At 57.0% G+C, this 17,205-nt stretch carries 16 protein-coding genes and 2 pseudogenes; 8 read left to right on the forward strand and 10 right to left on the reverse strand.

Going from position 1 to position 17,205, the window contains the following annotated elements:
- Positions 1 to 45: 45 nt before the first annotated feature.
- A complete protein-coding gene (hemH, locus tag HQL63_08690) occupies positions 46 to 1,053 on the forward strand; it encodes a ferrochelatase (GenBank protein MBF0176910.1) in 1,008 nt (335 codons plus the stop codon).
- Positions 1,054 to 1,223: 170 nt separating this feature from the next.
- Here the strand turns inward: hemH and HQL63_08695 are convergent, their stop codons facing one another.
- Together HQL63_08695 and HQL63_08700 are read right to left on the reverse strand one after the other, a co-directional pair.
- Positions 1,224 to 1,610: an ankyrin repeat domain-containing protein gene (locus HQL63_08695; GenBank protein MBF0176911.1), complete on the reverse strand. Its 387-nt coding sequence runs from the start codon at positions 1,608 to 1,610 to the stop codon at positions 1,224 to 1,226.
- A gap of 225 nt (positions 1,611 to 1,835) precedes the next feature.
- A complete protein-coding gene (locus tag HQL63_08700; protein ID MBF0176912.1) occupies positions 1,836 to 2,048 on the reverse strand; it encodes a hypothetical protein in 213 nt (70 codons plus the stop codon).
- A 306-nt stretch (positions 2,049 to 2,354) separates the two neighbouring features.
- On the opposite strand from HQL63_08700, the gene HQL63_08705 reads away from it, so the two are divergent.
- The 3 genes from HQL63_08705 to trxA are packed head-to-tail and all read left to right on the forward strand — an operon-like array spanning position 2,355 to position 5,988.
- Positions 2,355 to 4,241 (forward strand): KUP/HAK/KT family potassium transporter, encoded by a 1,887-nt coding sequence (locus HQL63_08705; protein ID MBF0176913.1) that lies wholly within the window; start codon positions 2,355 to 2,357, stop codon positions 4,239 to 4,241.
- A 40-nt stretch (positions 4,242 to 4,281) separates the two neighbouring features.
- Positions 4,282 to 5,076, forward strand: a complete 795-nt coding sequence (locus tag HQL63_08710; protein MBF0176914.1) for a ParA family protein — start codon at positions 4,282 to 4,284, stop codon at positions 5,074 to 5,076.
- A 54-nt stretch (positions 5,077 to 5,130) separates the two neighbouring features.
- Positions 5,131 to 5,988 carry a thioredoxin gene (gene trxA, locus HQL63_08715; GenBank protein MBF0176915.1) on the forward strand — a complete coding sequence of 286 codons (858 nt, stop codon included), beginning with the start codon at positions 5,131 to 5,133 and terminating at the stop codon, positions 5,986 to 5,988.
- A gap of 29 nt (positions 5,989 to 6,017) precedes the next feature.
- Here the strand turns inward: trxA and HQL63_08720 are convergent.
- The 4 genes and pseudogenes from HQL63_08720 to HQL63_08735 form a co-directional block, all read right to left on the reverse strand.
- Positions 6,018 to 7,033: pseudogene (locus tag HQL63_08720) on the reverse strand (AAA family ATPase).
- Positions 7,030 to 7,417: pseudogene (locus HQL63_08725) on the reverse strand (hypothetical protein). Before HQL63_08725 ends, HQL63_08720 begins: the two co-directional pseudogenes overlap by 4 nt.
- A gap of 399 nt (positions 7,418 to 7,816) precedes the next feature.
- Positions 7,817 to 9,922, reverse strand: a complete 2,106-nt coding sequence (locus tag HQL63_08730) for a hypothetical protein (GenBank protein MBF0176916.1) — start codon at positions 9,920 to 9,922, stop codon at positions 7,817 to 7,819.
- The gene (locus tag HQL63_08735; protein MBF0176917.1) at positions 9,922 to 10,251 is read right to left on the reverse strand and encodes a hypothetical protein; all 330 of its coding nucleotides are present in this window, start codon (positions 10,249 to 10,251) and stop codon (positions 9,922 to 9,924) included. The genes HQL63_08730 and HQL63_08735 overlap by 1 nt, the downstream gene beginning before the upstream one ends.
- A gap of 672 nt (positions 10,252 to 10,923) precedes the next feature.
- On the opposite strand from HQL63_08735, the gene HQL63_08740 reads away from it, so the two are divergent.
- Both HQL63_08740 and HQL63_08745 read left to right on the forward strand, forming a co-directional pair.
- Complete coding sequence (locus HQL63_08740; protein MBF0176918.1) at positions 10,924 to 11,502, forward strand: hypothetical protein; 579 nt, start codon at positions 10,924 to 10,926, stop codon at positions 11,500 to 11,502.
- 353 nt (positions 11,503 to 11,855) lie between these two features.
- Positions 11,856 to 12,425: a hypothetical protein gene (locus tag HQL63_08745; GenBank protein ID MBF0176919.1), complete on the forward strand. Its 570-nt coding sequence runs from the start codon at positions 11,856 to 11,858 to the stop codon at positions 12,423 to 12,425.
- 192 nt (positions 12,426 to 12,617) lie between these two features.
- Here the strand turns inward: HQL63_08745 and HQL63_08750 are convergent, their stop codons facing one another.
- The 3 genes from HQL63_08750 to HQL63_08760 all read right to left on the reverse strand — a co-directional run bounded on the left by HQL63_08750 (position 12,618) and on the right by HQL63_08760 (position 14,177).
- Complete coding sequence (locus HQL63_08750) at positions 12,618 to 12,893, reverse strand: uracil-DNA glycosylase (GenBank protein MBF0176920.1); 276 nt, start codon at positions 12,891 to 12,893, stop codon at positions 12,618 to 12,620.
- A gap of 188 nt (positions 12,894 to 13,081) precedes the next feature.
- Complete coding sequence (locus tag HQL63_08755; GenBank protein MBF0176921.1) at positions 13,082 to 13,600, reverse strand: HPP family protein; 519 nt, start codon at positions 13,598 to 13,600, stop codon at positions 13,082 to 13,084.
- A gap of 130 nt (positions 13,601 to 13,730) precedes the next feature.
- The gene (locus tag HQL63_08760; protein MBF0176922.1) at positions 13,731 to 14,177 is read right to left on the reverse strand and encodes a hypothetical protein; all 447 of its coding nucleotides are present in this window, start codon (positions 14,175 to 14,177) and stop codon (positions 13,731 to 13,733) included.
- 150 nt (positions 14,178 to 14,327) lie between these two features.
- Here HQL63_08760 and HQL63_08765 point away from each other — a divergent pair, with 150 nt between their 5' ends.
- Together HQL63_08765 and HQL63_08770 are read left to right on the forward strand one after the other, a co-directional pair.
- Complete coding sequence (locus HQL63_08765; protein MBF0176923.1) at positions 14,328 to 14,474, forward strand: hypothetical protein; 147 nt, start codon at positions 14,328 to 14,330, stop codon at positions 14,472 to 14,474.
- Between the two features lie 213 nt (positions 14,475 to 14,687).
- Complete coding sequence (locus tag HQL63_08770; protein MBF0176924.1) at positions 14,688 to 16,370, forward strand: 2-isopropylmalate synthase; 1,683 nt, start codon at positions 14,688 to 14,690, stop codon at positions 16,368 to 16,370.
- Between the two features lie 243 nt (positions 16,371 to 16,613).
- Here the strand turns inward: HQL63_08770 and HQL63_08775 are convergent, their stop codons facing one another.
- Positions 16,614 to 17,183: a PD-(D/E)XK nuclease family transposase gene (locus HQL63_08775; GenBank protein ID MBF0176925.1), complete on the reverse strand. Its 570-nt coding sequence runs from the start codon at positions 17,181 to 17,183 to the stop codon at positions 16,614 to 16,616.
- Positions 17,184 to 17,205 lie beyond the last annotated feature (22 nt).

Consider the following 17,205-nt stretch of genomic DNA (forward strand, 5'->3'; position numbering starts at 1 on the left):
CTGCGGGCCAACCTTTTCCCACGATTGTATCCAGGATATTCGGCTATGACCACCACGGCTGTTCTGCTCACCCAACTGGGAACCCCTGATGCCCCTACGACAACCGCCGTGCGGCGGTATTTGCGGGAATTTTTATCAGATCCTTTTGTCGTTGACGCACCTCGTCTGTTGTGGTGGCCTCTTCTGCATGGGGTGATCCTGCGGACCCGTCCGTCGCGGTCGGCAGCTCTTTATCGGCACATCTGGCGTGCGGACGGGGTTTCGCCGTTGTTGCACTACTCCCGGTTGCAACATGCGGCTGTCGCGGCATCTCTGCCGGAGAGTGTTGTGGTCACACTGGCCATGCGTTATGGCAACCCGTCCTTGGCCGAGGCACTTCGGGTGATGTTGCAGGCTCGCGTCAACCGCCTGCTGGTGTTTCCCCTCTACCCTCAATATGCCTCATCAACCACCGGCTCGACCCAGTCCGCTGTCATGAACGCCCTGGCCCCGCACCGTTTTCAACCCACGTTGCGCTTTGCCGCGCCTTTCCATGACCAGAAGCCCTACATCACAGCCTTGGCCACGCTCGTCCGGGAGCATCTGGCACAGGCAGCCCAGGCTGCGGGAGAGAATCCGCTTTTGTTGATTTCCTTCCATGGCATTCCTCAGCGTCATGTGGATGCCGGGGATCCTTACGCTGGACAGTGCCATGAAACGGCCCAGCTTCTCGCCCGGGAACTGGGTCTTCCCGCCTCCCACTGGCGTTTGGTCTTTCAGTCCCGATTTGGCCGAGAACCTTGGCTTGAGCCGGCCTTGGCAACAGAACTGGCCCAACTGCCGGGCGAGGGTATTCGTTCGGTGGTGGTGGTTTGTCCCGGTTTTGTGGCGGACTGTCTGGAAACCCTCGAAGAGATCGACGGACAGGGCCGGGATATCTTCATGCGGGCCGGGGGGCGGGCGTTCCACTATATCCCCTGCCTGAACGACCACCCTCCTTGGCTCGATGCCCTGGCGGGATTGGTCAGCAACGAACTTGCCGGGTGGCCATGCAGGCATGGGCCGAATGTTTGACTTTTTGTAACCACTCACTACCCGGCAACGAATGGGGGGCCAGGGGGGGGTGGCTTCCTGGCAGGGCCTGAGACGGTGTCTTGATGGGGTCCGGGGCGAAGCCATGACAAAGGCTTTCATATCCAGGCTTTTCTTGCAAGGGTGGTGAATCGTTATGTCATGTCTCCCGTTCAGAGCGCGACATCGGCGCCGTGTTTCAAGAGCAAAGTTACGATCTCCCGGTGATCGTTGTGCAGGGCCGCCGACAGGGCCGTGCGTCCCCATTGGTCTCGGAGGTTGATTTCTGCGCCACGCTGGATCAACTCTTCGACAAGATCGACCCGCCCGGCCTCGGCGGCATGAATAAGGGCCGTGTGTCCGAGAAAATCCTGCTGGTGTGCCTGATTCGGCTCCAACAGAATTCGCATGGCGGGCAAACTGATCGGGGTTCCGCTGGTGACCGAGGGAGTGTTCTCGGTTCCGTTGTTCCAACCATCCACGTTGGAGTTGGACGGCATGGCCACCATGCTGGAAACCACCAGCCCGGTCGCAATCATGGAAAGCTCGGAGATTTTCATCCCGTTCCCCTTTCCTTCGTAGGGAGTCTCTGCCTCAATGCCGGCTGGGGCGTTCAGGTGTGACGCCAAACCGGCTCCGAAGGGGGATATAGAAAATCCGTGCCAGGATAAAGAAAAAAAACTCGTCTATTTTCAAAAACGTAAGAACTTCATCCCGGATGAGGAGACGCACGCTTTTTCGCAGGAGGAAAATTCTGCCGGAAGATTTTGCCGATACGGAGCTGATCAGCTTCTTTGGGATCGCTTGTGCTCGTGAATCAGCCAAACGGCAAAGGTTTGCAAGGCGCCACGCAGCTCCCGCGCTTGCGGCGTGGCTGCAACCGTCGCCGGATCCATCTCCACATTGTAGTCTGTGGCCAGATTTTGGATCAGTTCGCGCAGGGTGTTGTCGAGAGTTGCCTGTGTTTGCTGGAGAATTTCATCAATACCGCAGGTCATGGGGCACTCCTCGGTCAGGGAGCATTTGAACCGCAAGGTTGAACAGAGGAGAGCAGACACCGACCCCTTCCGCAAGTCAAGGTTCTGCGTCTGGTCCGGAAACGTTTTGTGCTGATTTCTCTTGATCGCAACCATGGGGCACCCTTCACAAGCAGTTTGAGCAGCGCCAAATGGCTTCAGGTTGACTGGCGGGCATCCTGGAGGAAGTACTCCCCATTGACCTGAATGGTCTCATGAGAGTACCGTCCTGCGCATGCCGGATAGGCCAGATTGGTATCGCTTCAAGGGTGCGGGAGTGGGGTTGGCATGAAGGGTGATGCGGCGCAAAAACCTGGATGGCGGTGGCAGGGGGCTGTTGCTTCCATCGGTGTGGTTTTTGGCGATATCGGTACGAGTCCGCTCTACGCTGTCCAGGAGGCCCTTGGTGGCCATGGCATGGCGATACCCACACCGGAGAACGTGCTGGGTGTGGTGTCGCTCATCATCTGGTCGTTGGTCGTTGTCCTGACCCTGAAATACCAGTTTTTCATCATGCGGGCTGACAGTCAGGGTGAGGGGGGAACCCTGGCCTTGACGACCCTGGCCATGAAGTGCGTCGTGAACTCCCCGAAATTCCGAAAAATTGTTTTTGGCGTCGGCATGTTCGGGGTGGCGCTCTTTTTTGGCGATGGGGTCATCACGCCAGCCATCTCTGTCTTGAGTGCCGTGGAGGGGTTGGAGGTGGCGGCGCCGGGCTTGAAGCCTTACGTGATTCCAATCACCTTGTCGGTGTTGTTTATGCTTTTTTTCTTTCAGCACAAGGGGACGTCGAAGGTAGGTGCCTTGTTTGGACCGATCATGTGCACCTGGTTTGCGACGCTGGCGCTTCTGGGTGTGGTCAATATCGTTGGTCAACCCATGATTTTGCAAGCTTTGCTGCCCTGGAACGGGCTTCTCTTCCTGGTGACGCAGGGGGGGCATGCCCTGGCTGTGATGGGCATGGTCTTCCTGGCTGTGACGGGGGCTGAAGCCCTGTACGCCGACATGGGGCACTTTGGCAGGAAGACCATCAACCAGGCTTGGCTTTTCTACGTTTTTCCGGCCTTGGCGCTGAATTATCTGGGCCAGGGCGCCCTGATTTTAAGTGACCCCGGAGCGGCTTCGCAGTCGTTTTACCTTTTGGCGCCATCCTGGGGTCTCTATCCCTTGGTGATCCTGGCAACCATGGCCACAGTCATCGCCTCGCAGGCGGTCATCTCTGGCGCCTTCTCTGCCGGACAGCAAGCCATGCAGCTTGGACTGTTGCCGCGCTTGACCGTGATCCACACGTCGGATCGGGAAAAGGGCCAGATTTATATTCCCGCCATCAACTGGACCCTGATGGTGACCGTGATGATGGTGGTGGTTGGTTTCCAAAGTTCCTCCAACCTCGCCTCGGCCTATGGCATCGCGGTGACCGGAGATATGCTTGCCGAGAGTTTTCTTGCCTTCGGTATTGTCCTGCGTGTCATGTACTCCTGGAGTTGGCCACGTACCATTCTGCTCATGGGCTTTTTTTTCACCATCGATCTTGTGTTTTTCTCGGCCAACGTGATCAAAATCATTGACGGTGGGTGGTTCCCTCTGGCCATGGGTGGGGTGATCTATTTCCTGATGTCCACCTGGAGTCAGGGGCGGGCGATCACCGAACGGGCGGTACGGTCGGAGAGCATACCTCTTGTGCCGTTTTTGCGGGGGTTTGAGAAGGAGAGCCCCATTTGGGTTCCGGGGATCGCCATCTTCATGACCTCCAACCCGGATCTGACGCCGATGCCTCTGGTGCAGATCATGAGCAAGTTCGGCTCTTTGCGTGAAACAGTCATCATCCTTGTCGTGCGCAATGCCCCGACTCCCTACGTTGACGCCAAGGAGCGGCTGAGTGTGACTCCCCTGACCGAACGTTTTTATCGGGTCGTTGTCCATTTTGGCTTCATGGAGAAGCCGGACCTCCCCTTGGCCATGCAGCCACTTAAACTGGGCAATGTACCCTTTGCCCTGGAGGATGCCACGTTTTTTCTGGGCAAGGCGACGTTCGTTCCGGGCCAAAAGCCGGCCATGGCCAGTTGGCGGCTTCGCCTCTTTCTCAGTTTGACCAACACTGCCGAAAGCCCGTCATCCTTTTTCAGCTTGCCTCCACAGCAGGTTATGGACATTGGTACCCGTATCATTTTATGATCCCGTCAACCAGTTCAGGAGCAGGGGAGGGGTGAGCGTCATGGCGAAGATTTTGGCCATCGCCAACCAGAAGGGTGGGGTCGGTAAAACGTCCACGGCGGTCAATCTTGGAGCGGCTTTCGCCGACAGCGGTCGCAAGGTTTTGCTCGTGGATCTGGATCCTCAGGGCAATGCCACCACGGCGTTCGGCATCGACAATCGCGAGGGTCGGAATTCGATCTATCATGTTCTGGTCGGTTCCTGTTCCATGAGCGAAGCCGTGACCGTGCCTTTTCCGCCTTACCCCCACATCATTCCGGCGACGCCTGACCTCAGTGGCGCCGAGGTGGAGCTGGTCAGCGAAATCGGGCGCGAATACCGCCTTCAGGAAGGTTTGGGGGAGGCCTTGGACGCCTACGACCTGGTTCTGATCGATTGTCCCCCCTCCCTGGGGCTGCTGACGGTCAATGCGCTGGTCATGGCCGATACCATCCTGATTCCCATGCCTTGTGAGTTTCTGCCCATGGTCGGGTTGAATCAGTTGCTCCAGATCATCGAAATCGTTCGCCGTCGTCTCAATCCCAAACTGACCGTCGAGGGCATTCTTTTCACCATGTACGATGGCCGTTCCAACTTGACGCGACAGGTGGCCGAGGAGGTCCGTAAATTTTTTCCGGACAAGGTGTTCCGCACCATGATTCCCCGCAATGTACGCATTGGCGAGTCGCAGAGTCATGGCAAGCCCGCCGTATGGTTCGATCGGCTGGCCAAGGGATCCCTTGCCTACACCGAACTGGCAGCCGAACTCTCTACAGGCATGTTTTTGCACGACTCCACCCGCCAGGGGTTGCAGTGACCATGCTGTGGATCGTCCTGGTGAACTGAACAAATCGAAGAGTGAGCGGATATCATGGCACAATCCAAATGGATCATCGATGTAGACGAAAAAAGCTTTGCGGCGTTGGTCTTGGATGGTTCCCACGATACGCCGGTTCTTGTGGATTTTTGGGCGCCATGGTGCGGACCCTGCCGGACCTTGGGGCCGACCCTGGAAAAATTGGTCAACGCCATGAATGGTGGGGTGGTGCTGGCCAAGATCAACTCCGACCAGAACCCCCGCCTGGGCAAGGAGTATGGTATCCAGGGTATTCCGGCGGTGCTGCTCTTTGTCGAAGGGCAGGTGGTGGACCGGTTTACGGGCGCCTTGCCGGAGTCGGCGATTCGGAAGTTTTTGGATAAATCGCTCCCCTCGGTGGCGGAAAAGTTGGCGATCCAGGGGATTCAGCTGGCCCGCAGGGGCGATTTCAAAGGGGCAAAGGCCCAATTCAAGGCAGCCTTGGAGAAGGATCCCCGTCATACGAATGCCATTCTCGGTTTGGCGCAGGTCCACATGGCGCTCGGCAAAAACGAAGAGGCCCGGGCGATTTTGGGCAACCTCGCCCCGCAGGAGGCCGAACGCCCGGAAGCCAAAACCATTCTGGCCCGGCTGACCTTCCAGGATGATGGCGCGGATATCGGCAAGCTGCAAAAAAAAGTCCAGGCAAATCCGAGAGATCTTTCGGCACGGTTGGAGTTGGGACGGGCTTTGATTGCTCAACAGCAATACGAGCCCGGCATGGACCAGTTTTTGGAAGTGATCAAGCGCGACCGGACCTTCCAGGAAGAAGCCGGACGCAAGGCCCTGTTGCAGGCCTTTGATATGCTTGGCGTGACCAACCCATTGGTGCGAACCTATCGCTCCAAACTCTCGACCATCCTGTTTTCGTGATGGGGGCAGGGCCATAAGCGCTTCCGGCGTTAACGCATCGGGATGGGGATGCCGGCCCGCTTGGCGATTTCCCGGGAGAGCTTCGCAAAATCCTTGAAGGTCTCCAGGACTGCATAGGTGTGTGAGCCCAGGGCGCCGTCGGCTGGTTTAAGGTGGAAAATCGGCTTGCGCGCCTCCTGGGCCATGGGCATCAGGCTCCGATAGTGTTTGAGCAGGGCGAAGCAATGGGGGTCGTTGGCGACGACGGCCTCGTTGGCGTCGGGTTCGTCCAGAACATATTTCCGATAATGGCTTGGTATGCGGCTGATCCATTTGTTGTAGGATTTGACCGGGCGGTCGAAACGCAGGGAGTGTTGCATGACGACGTAGCCCAGCGGATTCATCTCACCCTTGGGCAGGTCCATGCGGGAGTTCGGATTGCGGGCCAGCCGGTCGGTCCACCCCTGTCGCCAATCCCGCAGGGTGGGCCCCAGATTGCGAAGGCCTTGCAGGGAAAAAAGATCCGGCCCCAGGGGAACGACCAGATAATCCGAGGCGATGAAGGCGGCCCGGTTGATGGCGCCCAGGTTTGGTCCGAGATCCCCAGAATCACGTTGGCCCGGTGAACTGCCGCCCCTTTCTGCAATATGCGCCAGAAGGCCGAGGTGACGCGGAATGCCCGCTCCTGACTGCTGTCCTTGTCCATGCATTTGGGCCAGACCTGGGAGAGTTCGTTCTCAAAGGCGGACAAGGCCATGTCGCCGGGGATCAAAGCCAATCCTTCACCAATTTGTTCAAGAGCTGGTTCGGATATGTCGCCGGTACCGCGCTGTAAAGGGCGGATGCTGCCGAAAATGGTGGAGCGGTTCTGATCCTCGTTCATGGGCCAAAGCCGTTCCATCCGTTCATCATCCAAAAAAGCTGCGGATAGATTGCCCTGAGGATCCAAATCGGCAGCCACCACATGCAGACCGAGTTCGGACATCATCCATGCGGTATGGTAGACCAGGGAGGTCTTGCCGACGCCCCCTTTGTTATTGAAAAACGTCATGACGGGGACGCTCATGATCTTTTCCTCAGGATGACTGCCACATGGGCATCTTCCACCAGAAACTCGGGAGGGGGATTGCCATTTTTTTTCCATCGCCTTCCGGGTCAGGCTGATCCCGTAACCAAATTGTTGGACATAGCCCAGCTCCTTGAGCACCGCCGCCAGGTTTGGGTTGCGATAATCATATGCCCCGGGTTTGCCAAAATTTTCCTGGGTGACCTGACCAAACGGTCCGCCGGGACTGCATATCTCGACCCGGTTTTTGAACCAATAGACGCGCATGGGGGCATGGGTATGCTCATACGAGCGGTGCAGAATGGCATTACGCACGATTTGTTGCAGGGCCACCAGAGGGTAGTCCGGTTGCCGGCTTTCCACCGGGCCAGAGGTGATGTCCACGCAATCGGAGAAAACAAGTCGCTATTCACCACTCTTTCAAGAAAAGCCCGTACATGAAAGCCTTTGTCGAGGCCTCGCCCCGAACCCCAACAGGGCGCCGCCCTGAACAAAGCCAGGGAGCCAGCCCCCTGGACCCCGATGCGTTGCCGGGTTCCGAGTGGTTACCCTGAATCAGCTTTTCGGCACCTGGCGAAGTTTTGGCGGGGTTGGGGTGGATCCCCCATTTACGGTGGCTGAAGTGATGATCATGGCCTGAAAGGTGCGAAGCAGTGACGAATTGTCAATAATATGAAGAGGTTTTTTCAGAGGTGAATGCCAAAGTTTTTTTTCGCGGCTTTGCCCTGGACCCCACCAGGCGGAAGGGCGCAGCCCTTCCGCCTGGACCTCCATCTCAGTGTTTCAACCGATTTTACGGTTGGCCGCTCCCGTTTTTTTCAACAACGGGCTTGGCTGACTTGCAGCAGGTGAGAGAATACCCCGATAAAACGAATTGCCATGGGCCAGCTTGCTTGAGACCAGAACGGCATCGGCCTCGGGAGTGTTGAGGGCCACCAGATCACGAATGAATGCCACCATGTCTTCCGGCGCCGGATAGTTGACCTGCTGCCAGATGGGAACCTTGTGGTAGCCGGCATAACCATGATCATGCATGATCCGGTCCATCCATTTTTTGAGCTGTCCCGCGCAATACTGGACATCAGCCTGATATCCGCCACCGATATTGACATGGTGCCCTTCAAAATGGACATGGACTGAGGCGGCCAGAGGGTGCAGTGTACTTCCTGTGACCGCGTTGCCGTTGCAATCCGTGGCCGAGACAACGAGGTCAAACCCATAGACACCTTCATCCGGAACATTGGTCAATTGAAGGGTCTGTCCGGAGATGAGATAGGTGACATGCACGGTCTGCTGTAGGGATGTTCCACCGGTTGCCAAAGGGAAAGGATAGTGTGTCAGCATCTGCGGAATGGCGATGGTTCCGTTATTGCCGACCAGTGGGAAGGTTGTCCCATTGGAGTCGATGGCGAAGTGTGGGGTCAGGGGTTGCGTGACCAGGGTGCCCGACAGGTGGTAGGTTCCTTTTTGTTCCAGGGCATACTCGGTATAGGGGTAATCCTTGGCTGTGGGCAGGCACCAGATCTGGGTGTGAAAAATGCCGGAACTGAGCGCATTGGCGTGGGTGGTTGTGACTGAACCCGACAGGGAGAGATGGGGGGAGTCGGTCGCAGAAGCCGTGAAAAGCGGCACGGTACCCTGGAGATTGATCCCTTCTGTGGTGGTGTTGATGGCATTGAAATGAATTTGGGGGAGACCTCCCACATTGATTCCTGGCAAGGTACTGCCAAAGGCATTCTGGATCGCATCTCCGGCCAGGCTGTTGGCGATCCCCTCGGCGATGGGGCCAACTGCGGCGGCAATGGCAATGCCAATGGGTCCGAGAATCACCCCAGCCACCAGCCAACAATACCAGTCGACCGATACATCGATATTGGGTTGGTCCATGGTCAGATTGGGCTGGATCGTTGCACCGACGAGCGATAAAACGAGCGAACCGTGAAAAGTTCCGGTTGCTTCGTAACAAAAGACGGATTTGGAAACCGACCCGTTGATGGCGATATGACCGTTGGCAAAGCTGTCCGCCAGCTGGTTGATGGTGACCCCCTGGGTGTCGAACCCGGGTGAGGAACCGCAGGTCAAAGGCATGTGGGCCGCATCGGTGCCCAATCGGGTCATGACCGCCGGGCAGAACACCAGGGAGTGGAACGCATCCGGCGAAATGCTGATGCAGGCGCCATCGCTGGCTGCGGTGATCGCCGTTTTGGTTTTGTCGAGAACATTGCCACTACCCATTTTGTTTTTGAGCAGAATACCATAGAACACCAAGGCTTGTTTATGGCGGTTGGCGTTGGCCAGGCAGTGCATGTCCAGCTTGGCGAACCGCAGGGCTGGCACCAAAGAACCATCGTGGTTGGGATCGACCTGGAAACCCAGGGGAATATTGGGCGCCGGCATGCCATGGATGAAATCGGTCAGAAAGTCATGGGTGAGGGTATTGAAGAGAGCCGGGGTGATGGGCGTTCCATTCAGGTCGTGAATGATTTCCTGGTTTGTTGCCGCACTCCAGTTGATGGCCACTACGGCGTGCGCCAGGTCGACCATTACCTGTTTGGTGTTGTAGTTAGCCTGGGTCAGTCGAATCACCATGGTGACGGTGAGCGAACCGGCCAGAGGGCAGATGGTGAGTGCAACCGGTGCGGTGACGACAACCGATCCACGATCAAAAGCCAGGGTCAGGGTGACCATGTTCCCCTCTTTGAGGTCAAGGAGAAGATCCTTGATCACCAGATGGGCTGAGCCGTTCACTCCGTTGCCAGCCAGGGGGATGCTTATCTCGAATGGTGGCACCATGGGCTCTCCGCCCAACAGCAGGTTGTTCATCAACAGCTTTCTGACCGTGTCGTTGGAGAGTTCGGCAACCAGATCATAACCTGCGAGCAAGCTCATTATTTTTCCCCCCGATTGAAGAGCCCACGGACGTGAAATGTCACATTTTGTTTACTGTTGGAGTTTTTCAAGGCCCGGTAGGGCACATCGGAGAGGCCACAGAGTTGTGGCTCGCGCTGTTTGATCTCGGCGATGGCCTTTTCCGACAGATCCACCCCGATATCCTTGAGGAGCTGAAAGGGATGGATCAGAAACAATTGTCCCCCGTTGGGCTTCTGTCCGATCCGGGCGACGATCTCTTTCTCGTGTTCCATGAGTTCGGCAAACGAATTGGCCTGAATGCGGGTTGTCACCGTGGCGCTGCCCCGGCTGCTTCCTGTTGTTGGCATGGTTATCTCCTCAACTGCCTGGTAACAATCTTGATAATTGAAGATCATGATGATTATTGTATCTATCATGAAACGAAATTTGGCTTGTACAATAAGGGTGTCATGCGACCCGTGCAAGCGATAATCATGTTATTAATTAAAAATTGTAAACAAAATTAATTATAAAGGAATATCCTGAAGGAACGATTTCAGTTTTAATAAATTTAAAGTTAGACATTGTATATTTGTGTAATTATGAAAGATTGAATTACAATTTTAATAATATTTTTTTGCATTCACCCTCCAAAGACAGAATGAAAGGGTGGATTGGAGGTCCGGAATTTTTTTGGAGCTTTCTGCCCTTTCCAGAATCCGGCATTTGCAGGCTGCTGAAAATGGCCTCCGACGCGCCCTTTCCGAGACCTCTGGATTGGGACGTTCGACTGAGACAGTCAACGAAGCAGACGCTTGATCTGGAATCGGAATAAGGTTCTGCCAGGGAGTCAGCCCCTTGACCCGGATGCGTGGCCGGGTGGTGAATAGTGACGAAAATATTTCTTAACCTCGTGGGCCGTTCTGTCGATGAGTCAAACAAGCCACGAGTGCGGGCTGACTCGGTAAAAATGATCAGCCTACCTCCGCCAGGGAAGGTATTCGGGTTGTTGACCGAAATAGAGTGCAGGAGGTTACGAAATGGAGATTACCCATCTGCAAGGCAATCTGGCTTTGCAAAACAGTCGATTCGATGTGGGCAACCAAGATGGAGAGCAGGCGACGGTCCGTGCGGACGATGCCGGGCGCTCTGCGTGGAAGGAACCGGCAGCAACCCTTTCCATGCGTGATGCCGGAAAAGCTGTCTCGGATGCCGCTTCCAAACTGCCGCCTTCATTGAAGGGGGCCGGTGACAGCGCTGGGGGTGTGTCGGTGGATAAAACACTGCCACCGATTTTGCGGGGTGCTCAAAAAGGTGCCGGGGGCAACGTCGCTCCGGCCAAACCGGTGCAGGATGGGGTGCTGCGCCCCTTGAACGAGAAGGCGACGCCGGATGCCGGTCAAGCGCCTGCCGCCAACGATCAGTTGGACCTTCAGGCCAAATCCGAGCCGGTGATGCGGGCCATCAAGGAGAAAGTCAACAATCTTTTCAAGGTCTATCCGAACGGTGGTTCCGAGCGGCACGCCGAAAAGGTTCCTTCGCACGCCAAGTCGGCTCCAAAGGTCGTGCCGGGCCTTATGTCGCAGAAGAAGACTGTTTCGGTGGATATGTATGCCTGACCAGTCTTGAAATGCCCTGGTCTCTGCGGAGATGGGGAGTGTGCAAGGTTGAGGGCCGGGACTCTTGGGGTTTCGGCCTTTTTTTTGGTCCATGGACCATGGTGGATCTCTGGCTACCGATGCGTCGCCGGGTGGTGATTGGTTGCAAAATGTGTGGATGAGCGCAGTTGCAAAAAATCGGCGGGATTTTGAGGATTGTTGTCAACTTGTGACGCAACCAGGCCGATAAGAGTCTCAAGACACGGGTATGGGCTGGCTCTGTAAAAATGAACAGCCTACCTCCAGCCAGGGATGGGAATTCGGGATGATACCCGATTCAGAAGCAGGGGGTTATTGTTATGGAAATCACCAGCATGCAAGTCGGTGCCACTTTTCGGATGGAGCAAAGTGCGCAGCCTCAGGAGACGGTTGGTAAGGAAGCGGACCAGAATGGGGTTGCGGTGCGTCCGGATCGTCAGGGTTCTTCCTATCCGGTGCAAAAGGATACGGTTGACTTCTCCAAGGTAGATGCCTTGCCGCTGGATAAGGGGCAGGGCGTTCGGGATAGCCAAGCGCTGCCTCCGCCTCCGCTGCGGAAGGGGACCGAGGAGCAGGCAGATGTTGCCCAGAAGGGTGTTGCCTCCGCGTCCAAGCCGGTTCGGGATGGCATTCTGCGGCCCTGGGATGACGCCTCGGCTGGCCAGATCCAGATTCCAGGGGTTGCTACCGACAAGGGAAACAAGGGACAGGTTGACGTTCAAACCAAGGCGGAGCCTGTGGTCAAGGCGATCAAGGAGAAGGTCGAGAATCTCTTCAAAATCTACCCCAACGGCGGGCAAAATCGCGAGGAGAAGGTCGATGTTCCGGCTGCCAGGTCGTTACGTGGAGGCGCAACGCCGGCACTGGCCCAGAAGCAGGCCGTTTCTGTAAATCTGTATGCCTGACAGCGTACTGCGCGGGGATAGGTGAACAGGTTGCTTGTCGGCAGGGTGTAACCAGGCAGCGAGGCCGGAGCCGTTTTGGTTCCGGCCTTTTTGTTTGTCGTTGCAGGCCTGGGTCATATATCGCGAGATTGATCGGCTGTCGCCAACCGGGCGCATGCCGGGAGGGGGAGGGGACATGCCGAATGATTCACCTCAGACGACCCAATGCCGTTTGGAAGCAGCCGGGGCGGGAGAGTTGGACTCCTCCTTTCCGGATTTTTTTGCCGGTAGGGAGTCTGTTTTGGGCTCGAATTTAAGACAGGTCAAGCCAGAGGCGGACCGAACCTCATGGGATGGCAGAAACCGGCTCTTGAAGCCCATCACAGTACACCCCCTGGGAAATCCAGCATCCCAGGTGATCCGAAAATGCTTGCAGGTCAGGCAGTCGGCGGGTTGCTCCTCATGGGAGGAGTGCGATTTTTTGGACATGACCATCTCCCCCTTTCAGCACCATTTCAAAAAAAGCCTGGATATGAAAGTCTTTGTCAGGGCTTCGCCCCGAACCTCACCAGGACGCTGTTCTGGACCTGCCAGGGAGCCAGCCCCCTGGACTCCGATTCGTTGCCAAGTGGTGAATAGTGACAAGCAATGATCTATGAAGCAATTTTCAAGCCAAGTCACCACCAGCATTTTGGGTAGCGTCGGTTGGCCGGAATATTGTTCACCAGAAGGGCGACCAAGAGCATCAGCAGAGCTCCCAATCCTGCCGGGATCATGGCATAGAAATAACCTTGGGCGTGGATGTGTTCGGAGCCGATGACGGCAATCAGGGCTGTGGCGCCACCGGGGGGGTGCAGGGTGCGGGTCATCTGCATGGCCACGATGGCCAAAGAGACCGCCAGGGCTCCGGCCAGCCAAGGTTCCGCACCGAAAAGCCGGAACACGGTGACGCCTATCACAGCGGAAATGACGTGACCGCCCAGCAGATTGCGGGGTTGGGCCAGGGGCGAATCGATGGCACCATGGATCAGGACGGCGGACGCCCCAAAAGAGCCGATGATCAGGACCAGATCCTGAGGGGCCATCACGCTTTGATGGAGATGGCCAACCAGAGCGATACCCAAAAAAGAACCAAGCCAGGACCAAAACATTTCCCGGGGTGGGACGGGGCCGACCTTGATGCCAGAGCCGAGCATTTTATAAAAATAACCGCGGACGAATCCCACACCTCGACCTCCTGGCTGACCGACCGGATCCAAGACCCACTCACGAAGGGTGTCAGAATGAGACCATGGCGCCGGCGCAGCAAGGTGTGATGATCATCGATCAGGCGCGAATGTTGACAAACTTCGCTCGCTCGTTTGCGGTCTCTTCGGAATCCCCTTGGCGGGTATTCTTACGGTATTGGCTCAGAGCAGCGGGGACATTTCTGATCAGCCGCCGACCGGCAAAGAGCGGGGAAGCGAGGACAGCCACCTCATCGGCAGGCACATCGACCTCTGGATCTGGCGGGGAGGATTGACTGGCCGGATCGCGATGTTGCCGCCGGGGAGGGTCGTTCACATCACGCTGGCGGGGTTTGGGCTGCCAGACGACGGCGTCCTTTTGGGATGACTGTTGTGCCTGGGGCGGTGTGGCACCAGGCACGAAACGGGTCTCCAACTGTTCCGCATTGTTGGTACGGGCTTGATGCACGGCCACCTGCAGGTTGGTTTGCTCCTGTAGAGGTGGCGTCGATCCATGGACAAAAGTGCTGGGAATGGCGTTCAACATGGCAAGAATCCCGGACGAGTCTCATGTCAATCGAGTCGTTTGCCCGCACTTTGCGATACACCGACAAGACCCGGAACGATGATCGCACGGAGCGAGGGTTACTTCAAGCACTATTTCCGGGGTGGCGAGGGTCGGTGCATTTGAAATGGCGTGCTTGCGATTGCCCTGCTTGACATCCTCACGGACCTTCCCTACCATCGGCCCATGATCGTCATCCGCCTGTCTCTCAGCCTGCGACTTTGTGGCACCCTTTTGGGCGCCAACGGGGGTTTGCGGTTTGTGGAGGCAGCACGGTAGGGTTTTTGCGACACCGAGCGATTTTCCAGAGGCCATGCCCCCCCCCGGGGGACATGGCCTTTTTGTTTGTCCATGGCCGAGGAGATTGTTCATGCCTGCATGTCATTGTTTGTTGCGACTTCCCATCGGCCGCTGCGGCAAATTGTCGTGGCGCGTCAGCGGCCTCGTTGCAACCATGTCCCATGACCTCAATCCACCACGGAGAGTTGCTCGATGTTGACCCAAGCCAGTCGCAAATACCAACCCGCTCCACCCATCCCCATGGCCATACGGCAATGGCCAGCCAACATCATCACGCAAGCCCCCCGCTGGTGCAGCATTGACCTGCGGGATGGAAACCAGGCCCTGGCTACGCCCATGCGTCCGGCCCACAAGGCCAGCATGTATCATATGCTGATCAAGATGGGATTTCGGGAGATCGAGGCTGGATTTCCAGCCGCTTCCCAGGATGATTTCGATTTTATCCGCCATCTGGTCGACGTGGCCACCGATGCCGAGGCGATCCAGGTGCTCACCTCGGCCCGGAGTGAGCACATCCAACGCACCTTTGCCGCCTTGCAGGGCATGCCGCGTGCGGTGGTCCATTTTTACATCTCGACTTCCCCACAACAGCGGCGATTGGTGTTTGGGGTGGATGAAGCGACCCTGATCCAACGCGCCATTGCTGCTGCCGATATCATCCGCTCCCTGGCTGAACGGCAACCTGACACCCAATGGAGCTTTGAATTTACCCCGGAGAGCTTCACTGCCACTGAACCGGAGTTTGCGTTGGCTATTTGTGAGGCTGTCATCAAGGTTTGGGAACCCACACCGGAACATAAGGTCATCCTCAACCTCCCGGCCACGGTCGAGGTTGCCTCACCTAACCGCTATGCCGACCAGATTGAATGGTTTGGCAATCACATCTCCCGACGGGATGCCGTGGTGCTCTCCATCCACCCCCACAATGACCGAGGATGTGCCGTGGCAGCCGCCGAACTTGCCTTGTTGGCAGGAGCGGAACGGGTCGAGGGATCCCTGTTCGGCAACGGTGAACGCACCGGCAATCTGGATCTGGTTACCCTGGCCATGAATCTGCACAGTCAGGGAATCGCCACCGGGCTGGATTTTTCCAACATGCCGGAGATCGCAGCATGTTATCAGGCCTGCACCCGGCAGGAGGTCACCCCCCGGCACCCCTATGTCGGCGAGTTGGTTTTTACAGCCTTCTCCGGCTCCCACCAAGACGCCATCCGCAAGGGACTGGCTGCCTATCGACCGGAAAATATTTGGGATGTGCCTTATCTCCCCGTCGATCCCCGGGATCTGGGATTCGATCTCTCCAGAATCGTTCGGGTCAACAGCCAGTCCGGCAAGGCAGGTGCGGCATTTTTACTGGAACAGGCCATGGGTATCATCCTGCCCCGCTGGTTGGAACCGGAGTTTGCCAGTGAGGTACAACGGGCCACCGACCAGAGTGGCCAAGAGTTGACGGGGCCGGAAGTTGCGGAACTCTTCGCGCAAACCCTGTTGCACCCCGTCGACGATGTGGTGTTGAACAGTTACCGCTTGTCACGGCATGGTTGGTGTCAAATCCACCTGCAACTGACCGTACACGGTGTTGCCAAAGAGATTCAGGGGGAGGGCAATGGTCCGATCGATGCAGCCTGCCATGCCTTGCCTGGTCCTTGGCAGGTGCAACGCTATGAAGAACATGCCCTGGATACAGGCAGTCACGCCCGTGCCATCTCCTTCATGGCCCTGAAAAGCGATGTCGGCCCCTGTACTGTTTGGTCTGGAGCCGGCATCCACGAGGATATCGTGGCCGCATCCCTCAACGCCCTGGTAGTGGCCATCAACCGATCTCTTACCGCCCAGGATCTAACGACCCGGGAGGCCATCCTGGCCCGATGGTGAGAAATCTCCGTTCGGGCTTATCTTGCCCGTAACCATTCACCACCCGCCAACGAATCGGGGTCCAGGGGGCTGGCTCCCTGGCTTTGTCCAGGGCAGCGCCCTGGTGGGGTTCGGGGCGAAGACCTGACAAAGGCTTTCGTGCTCTCAGGGCGAGCGGGAGGTTTTGGTGCCGGCCAAGCCGAAGTAGGGAGCAGAGGTTTTTTTCCTCTTCGACAGCCCCCTGGCATCCAGTTGTGGCGGACCTCACAGGAAAACATCGTCGATCGACTTGGCCTCCAAAATGTTTTCCATCCACCGCCTGATGGCTTCCAGGTCGGCATTGGCCAATTTGCTGTGGACCCACTCCGGTACGGACTGGAAGCGGCGTTCAACGAGCCGGAGCAAGGATCGCGTCTCCCCGTCGCGAAGGCCCTCTTGTCTACCCTCTTGTCTGCCTTTCTGCTCACCGATCAGGAATCCCTCTTGCCGTGCGACGGTAAGAGCCCCCCGCGCATCCTGGATGGCGATGCCAGCTTTATCGTAATACTCGTGCTCCTCCTTGGTCATGTTGGCTACCCGGGCCTTTTCGAAGGCATGTCGAATGGGCTCGGTACGGATCTGGTCAGGTACCCCTTCCATGGTTCCGGCAAACTTGATGAACCAGATCCATTGGTCCAACACGCCGGTCAGATTTTCCAAGGTTTTGGTGAATTTTGGTAACTCGATGAAGTAGTACAGGATCTCCTGCAAAAACGCTTGCCCGGTGATGGTTTCCCGTGCTTCATGGCGGGAAACGCAGTGGGCGGTCCTGGAGAGGTGGCGGGGGGAGTTCATGGAACGGATGATCCGGCCCATC

It is taken from the genome of Magnetococcales bacterium, from assembly GCA_015231175.1.
GTDB lineage: Bacteria > Pseudomonadota > Magnetococcia > Magnetococcales > DC0425bin3 > HA3dbin3.

Bases quoted from the DNA above. Each gene is read 5' to 3' on its own strand.
- hemH (MBF0176910.1), top strand. From the start codon at position 46: ATGACCACCACGGCTGTTCTGCTCACCCAACTGGGAACCCCTGATGCC.
- HQL63_08695 (MBF0176911.1), bottom strand. From the start codon at position 1,610: ATGAAAATCTCCGAGCTTTCCATGATTGCGACCGGGCTGGTGGTTTCC.
- HQL63_08700 (MBF0176912.1), bottom strand. From the start codon at position 2,048: ATGACCTGCGGTATTGATGAAATTCTCCAGCAAACACAGGCAACTCTC.
- HQL63_08705 (MBF0176913.1), top strand. From the start codon at position 2,355: ATGAAGGGTGATGCGGCGCAAAAACCTGGATGGCGGTGGCAGGGGGCT.
- HQL63_08710 (MBF0176914.1), top strand. From the start codon at position 4,282: ATGGCGAAGATTTTGGCCATCGCCAACCAGAAGGGTGGGGTCGGTAAA.
- trxA (MBF0176915.1), top strand. From the start codon at position 5,131: ATGGCACAATCCAAATGGATCATCGATGTAGACGAAAAAAGCTTTGCG.
- HQL63_08730 (MBF0176916.1), bottom strand. From the start codon at position 9,922: ATGAGCTTGCTCGCAGGTTATGATCTGGTTGCCGAACTCTCCAACGAC.
- HQL63_08735 (MBF0176917.1), bottom strand. From the start codon at position 10,251: ATGCCAACAACAGGAAGCAGCCGGGGCAGCGCCACGGTGACAACCCGC.
- HQL63_08740 (MBF0176918.1), top strand. From the start codon at position 10,924: ATGGAGATTACCCATCTGCAAGGCAATCTGGCTTTGCAAAACAGTCGA.
- HQL63_08745 (MBF0176919.1), top strand. From the start codon at position 11,856: ATGCAAGTCGGTGCCACTTTTCGGATGGAGCAAAGTGCGCAGCCTCAG.
- HQL63_08750 (MBF0176920.1), bottom strand. From the start codon at position 12,893: ATGTCCAAAAAATCGCACTCCTCCCATGAGGAGCAACCCGCCGACTGC.
- HQL63_08755 (MBF0176921.1), bottom strand. From the start codon at position 13,600: ATGCTCGGCTCTGGCATCAAGGTCGGCCCCGTCCCACCCCGGGAAATG.
- HQL63_08760 (MBF0176922.1), bottom strand. From the start codon at position 14,177: ATGTTGAACGCCATTCCCAGCACTTTTGTCCATGGATCGACGCCACCT.
- HQL63_08770 (MBF0176924.1), top strand. From the start codon at position 14,688: ATGTTGACCCAAGCCAGTCGCAAATACCAACCCGCTCCACCCATCCCC.
- HQL63_08775 (MBF0176925.1), bottom strand. From the start codon at position 17,183: ATGAACTCCCCCCGCCACCTCTCCAGGACCGCCCACTGCGTTTCCCGC.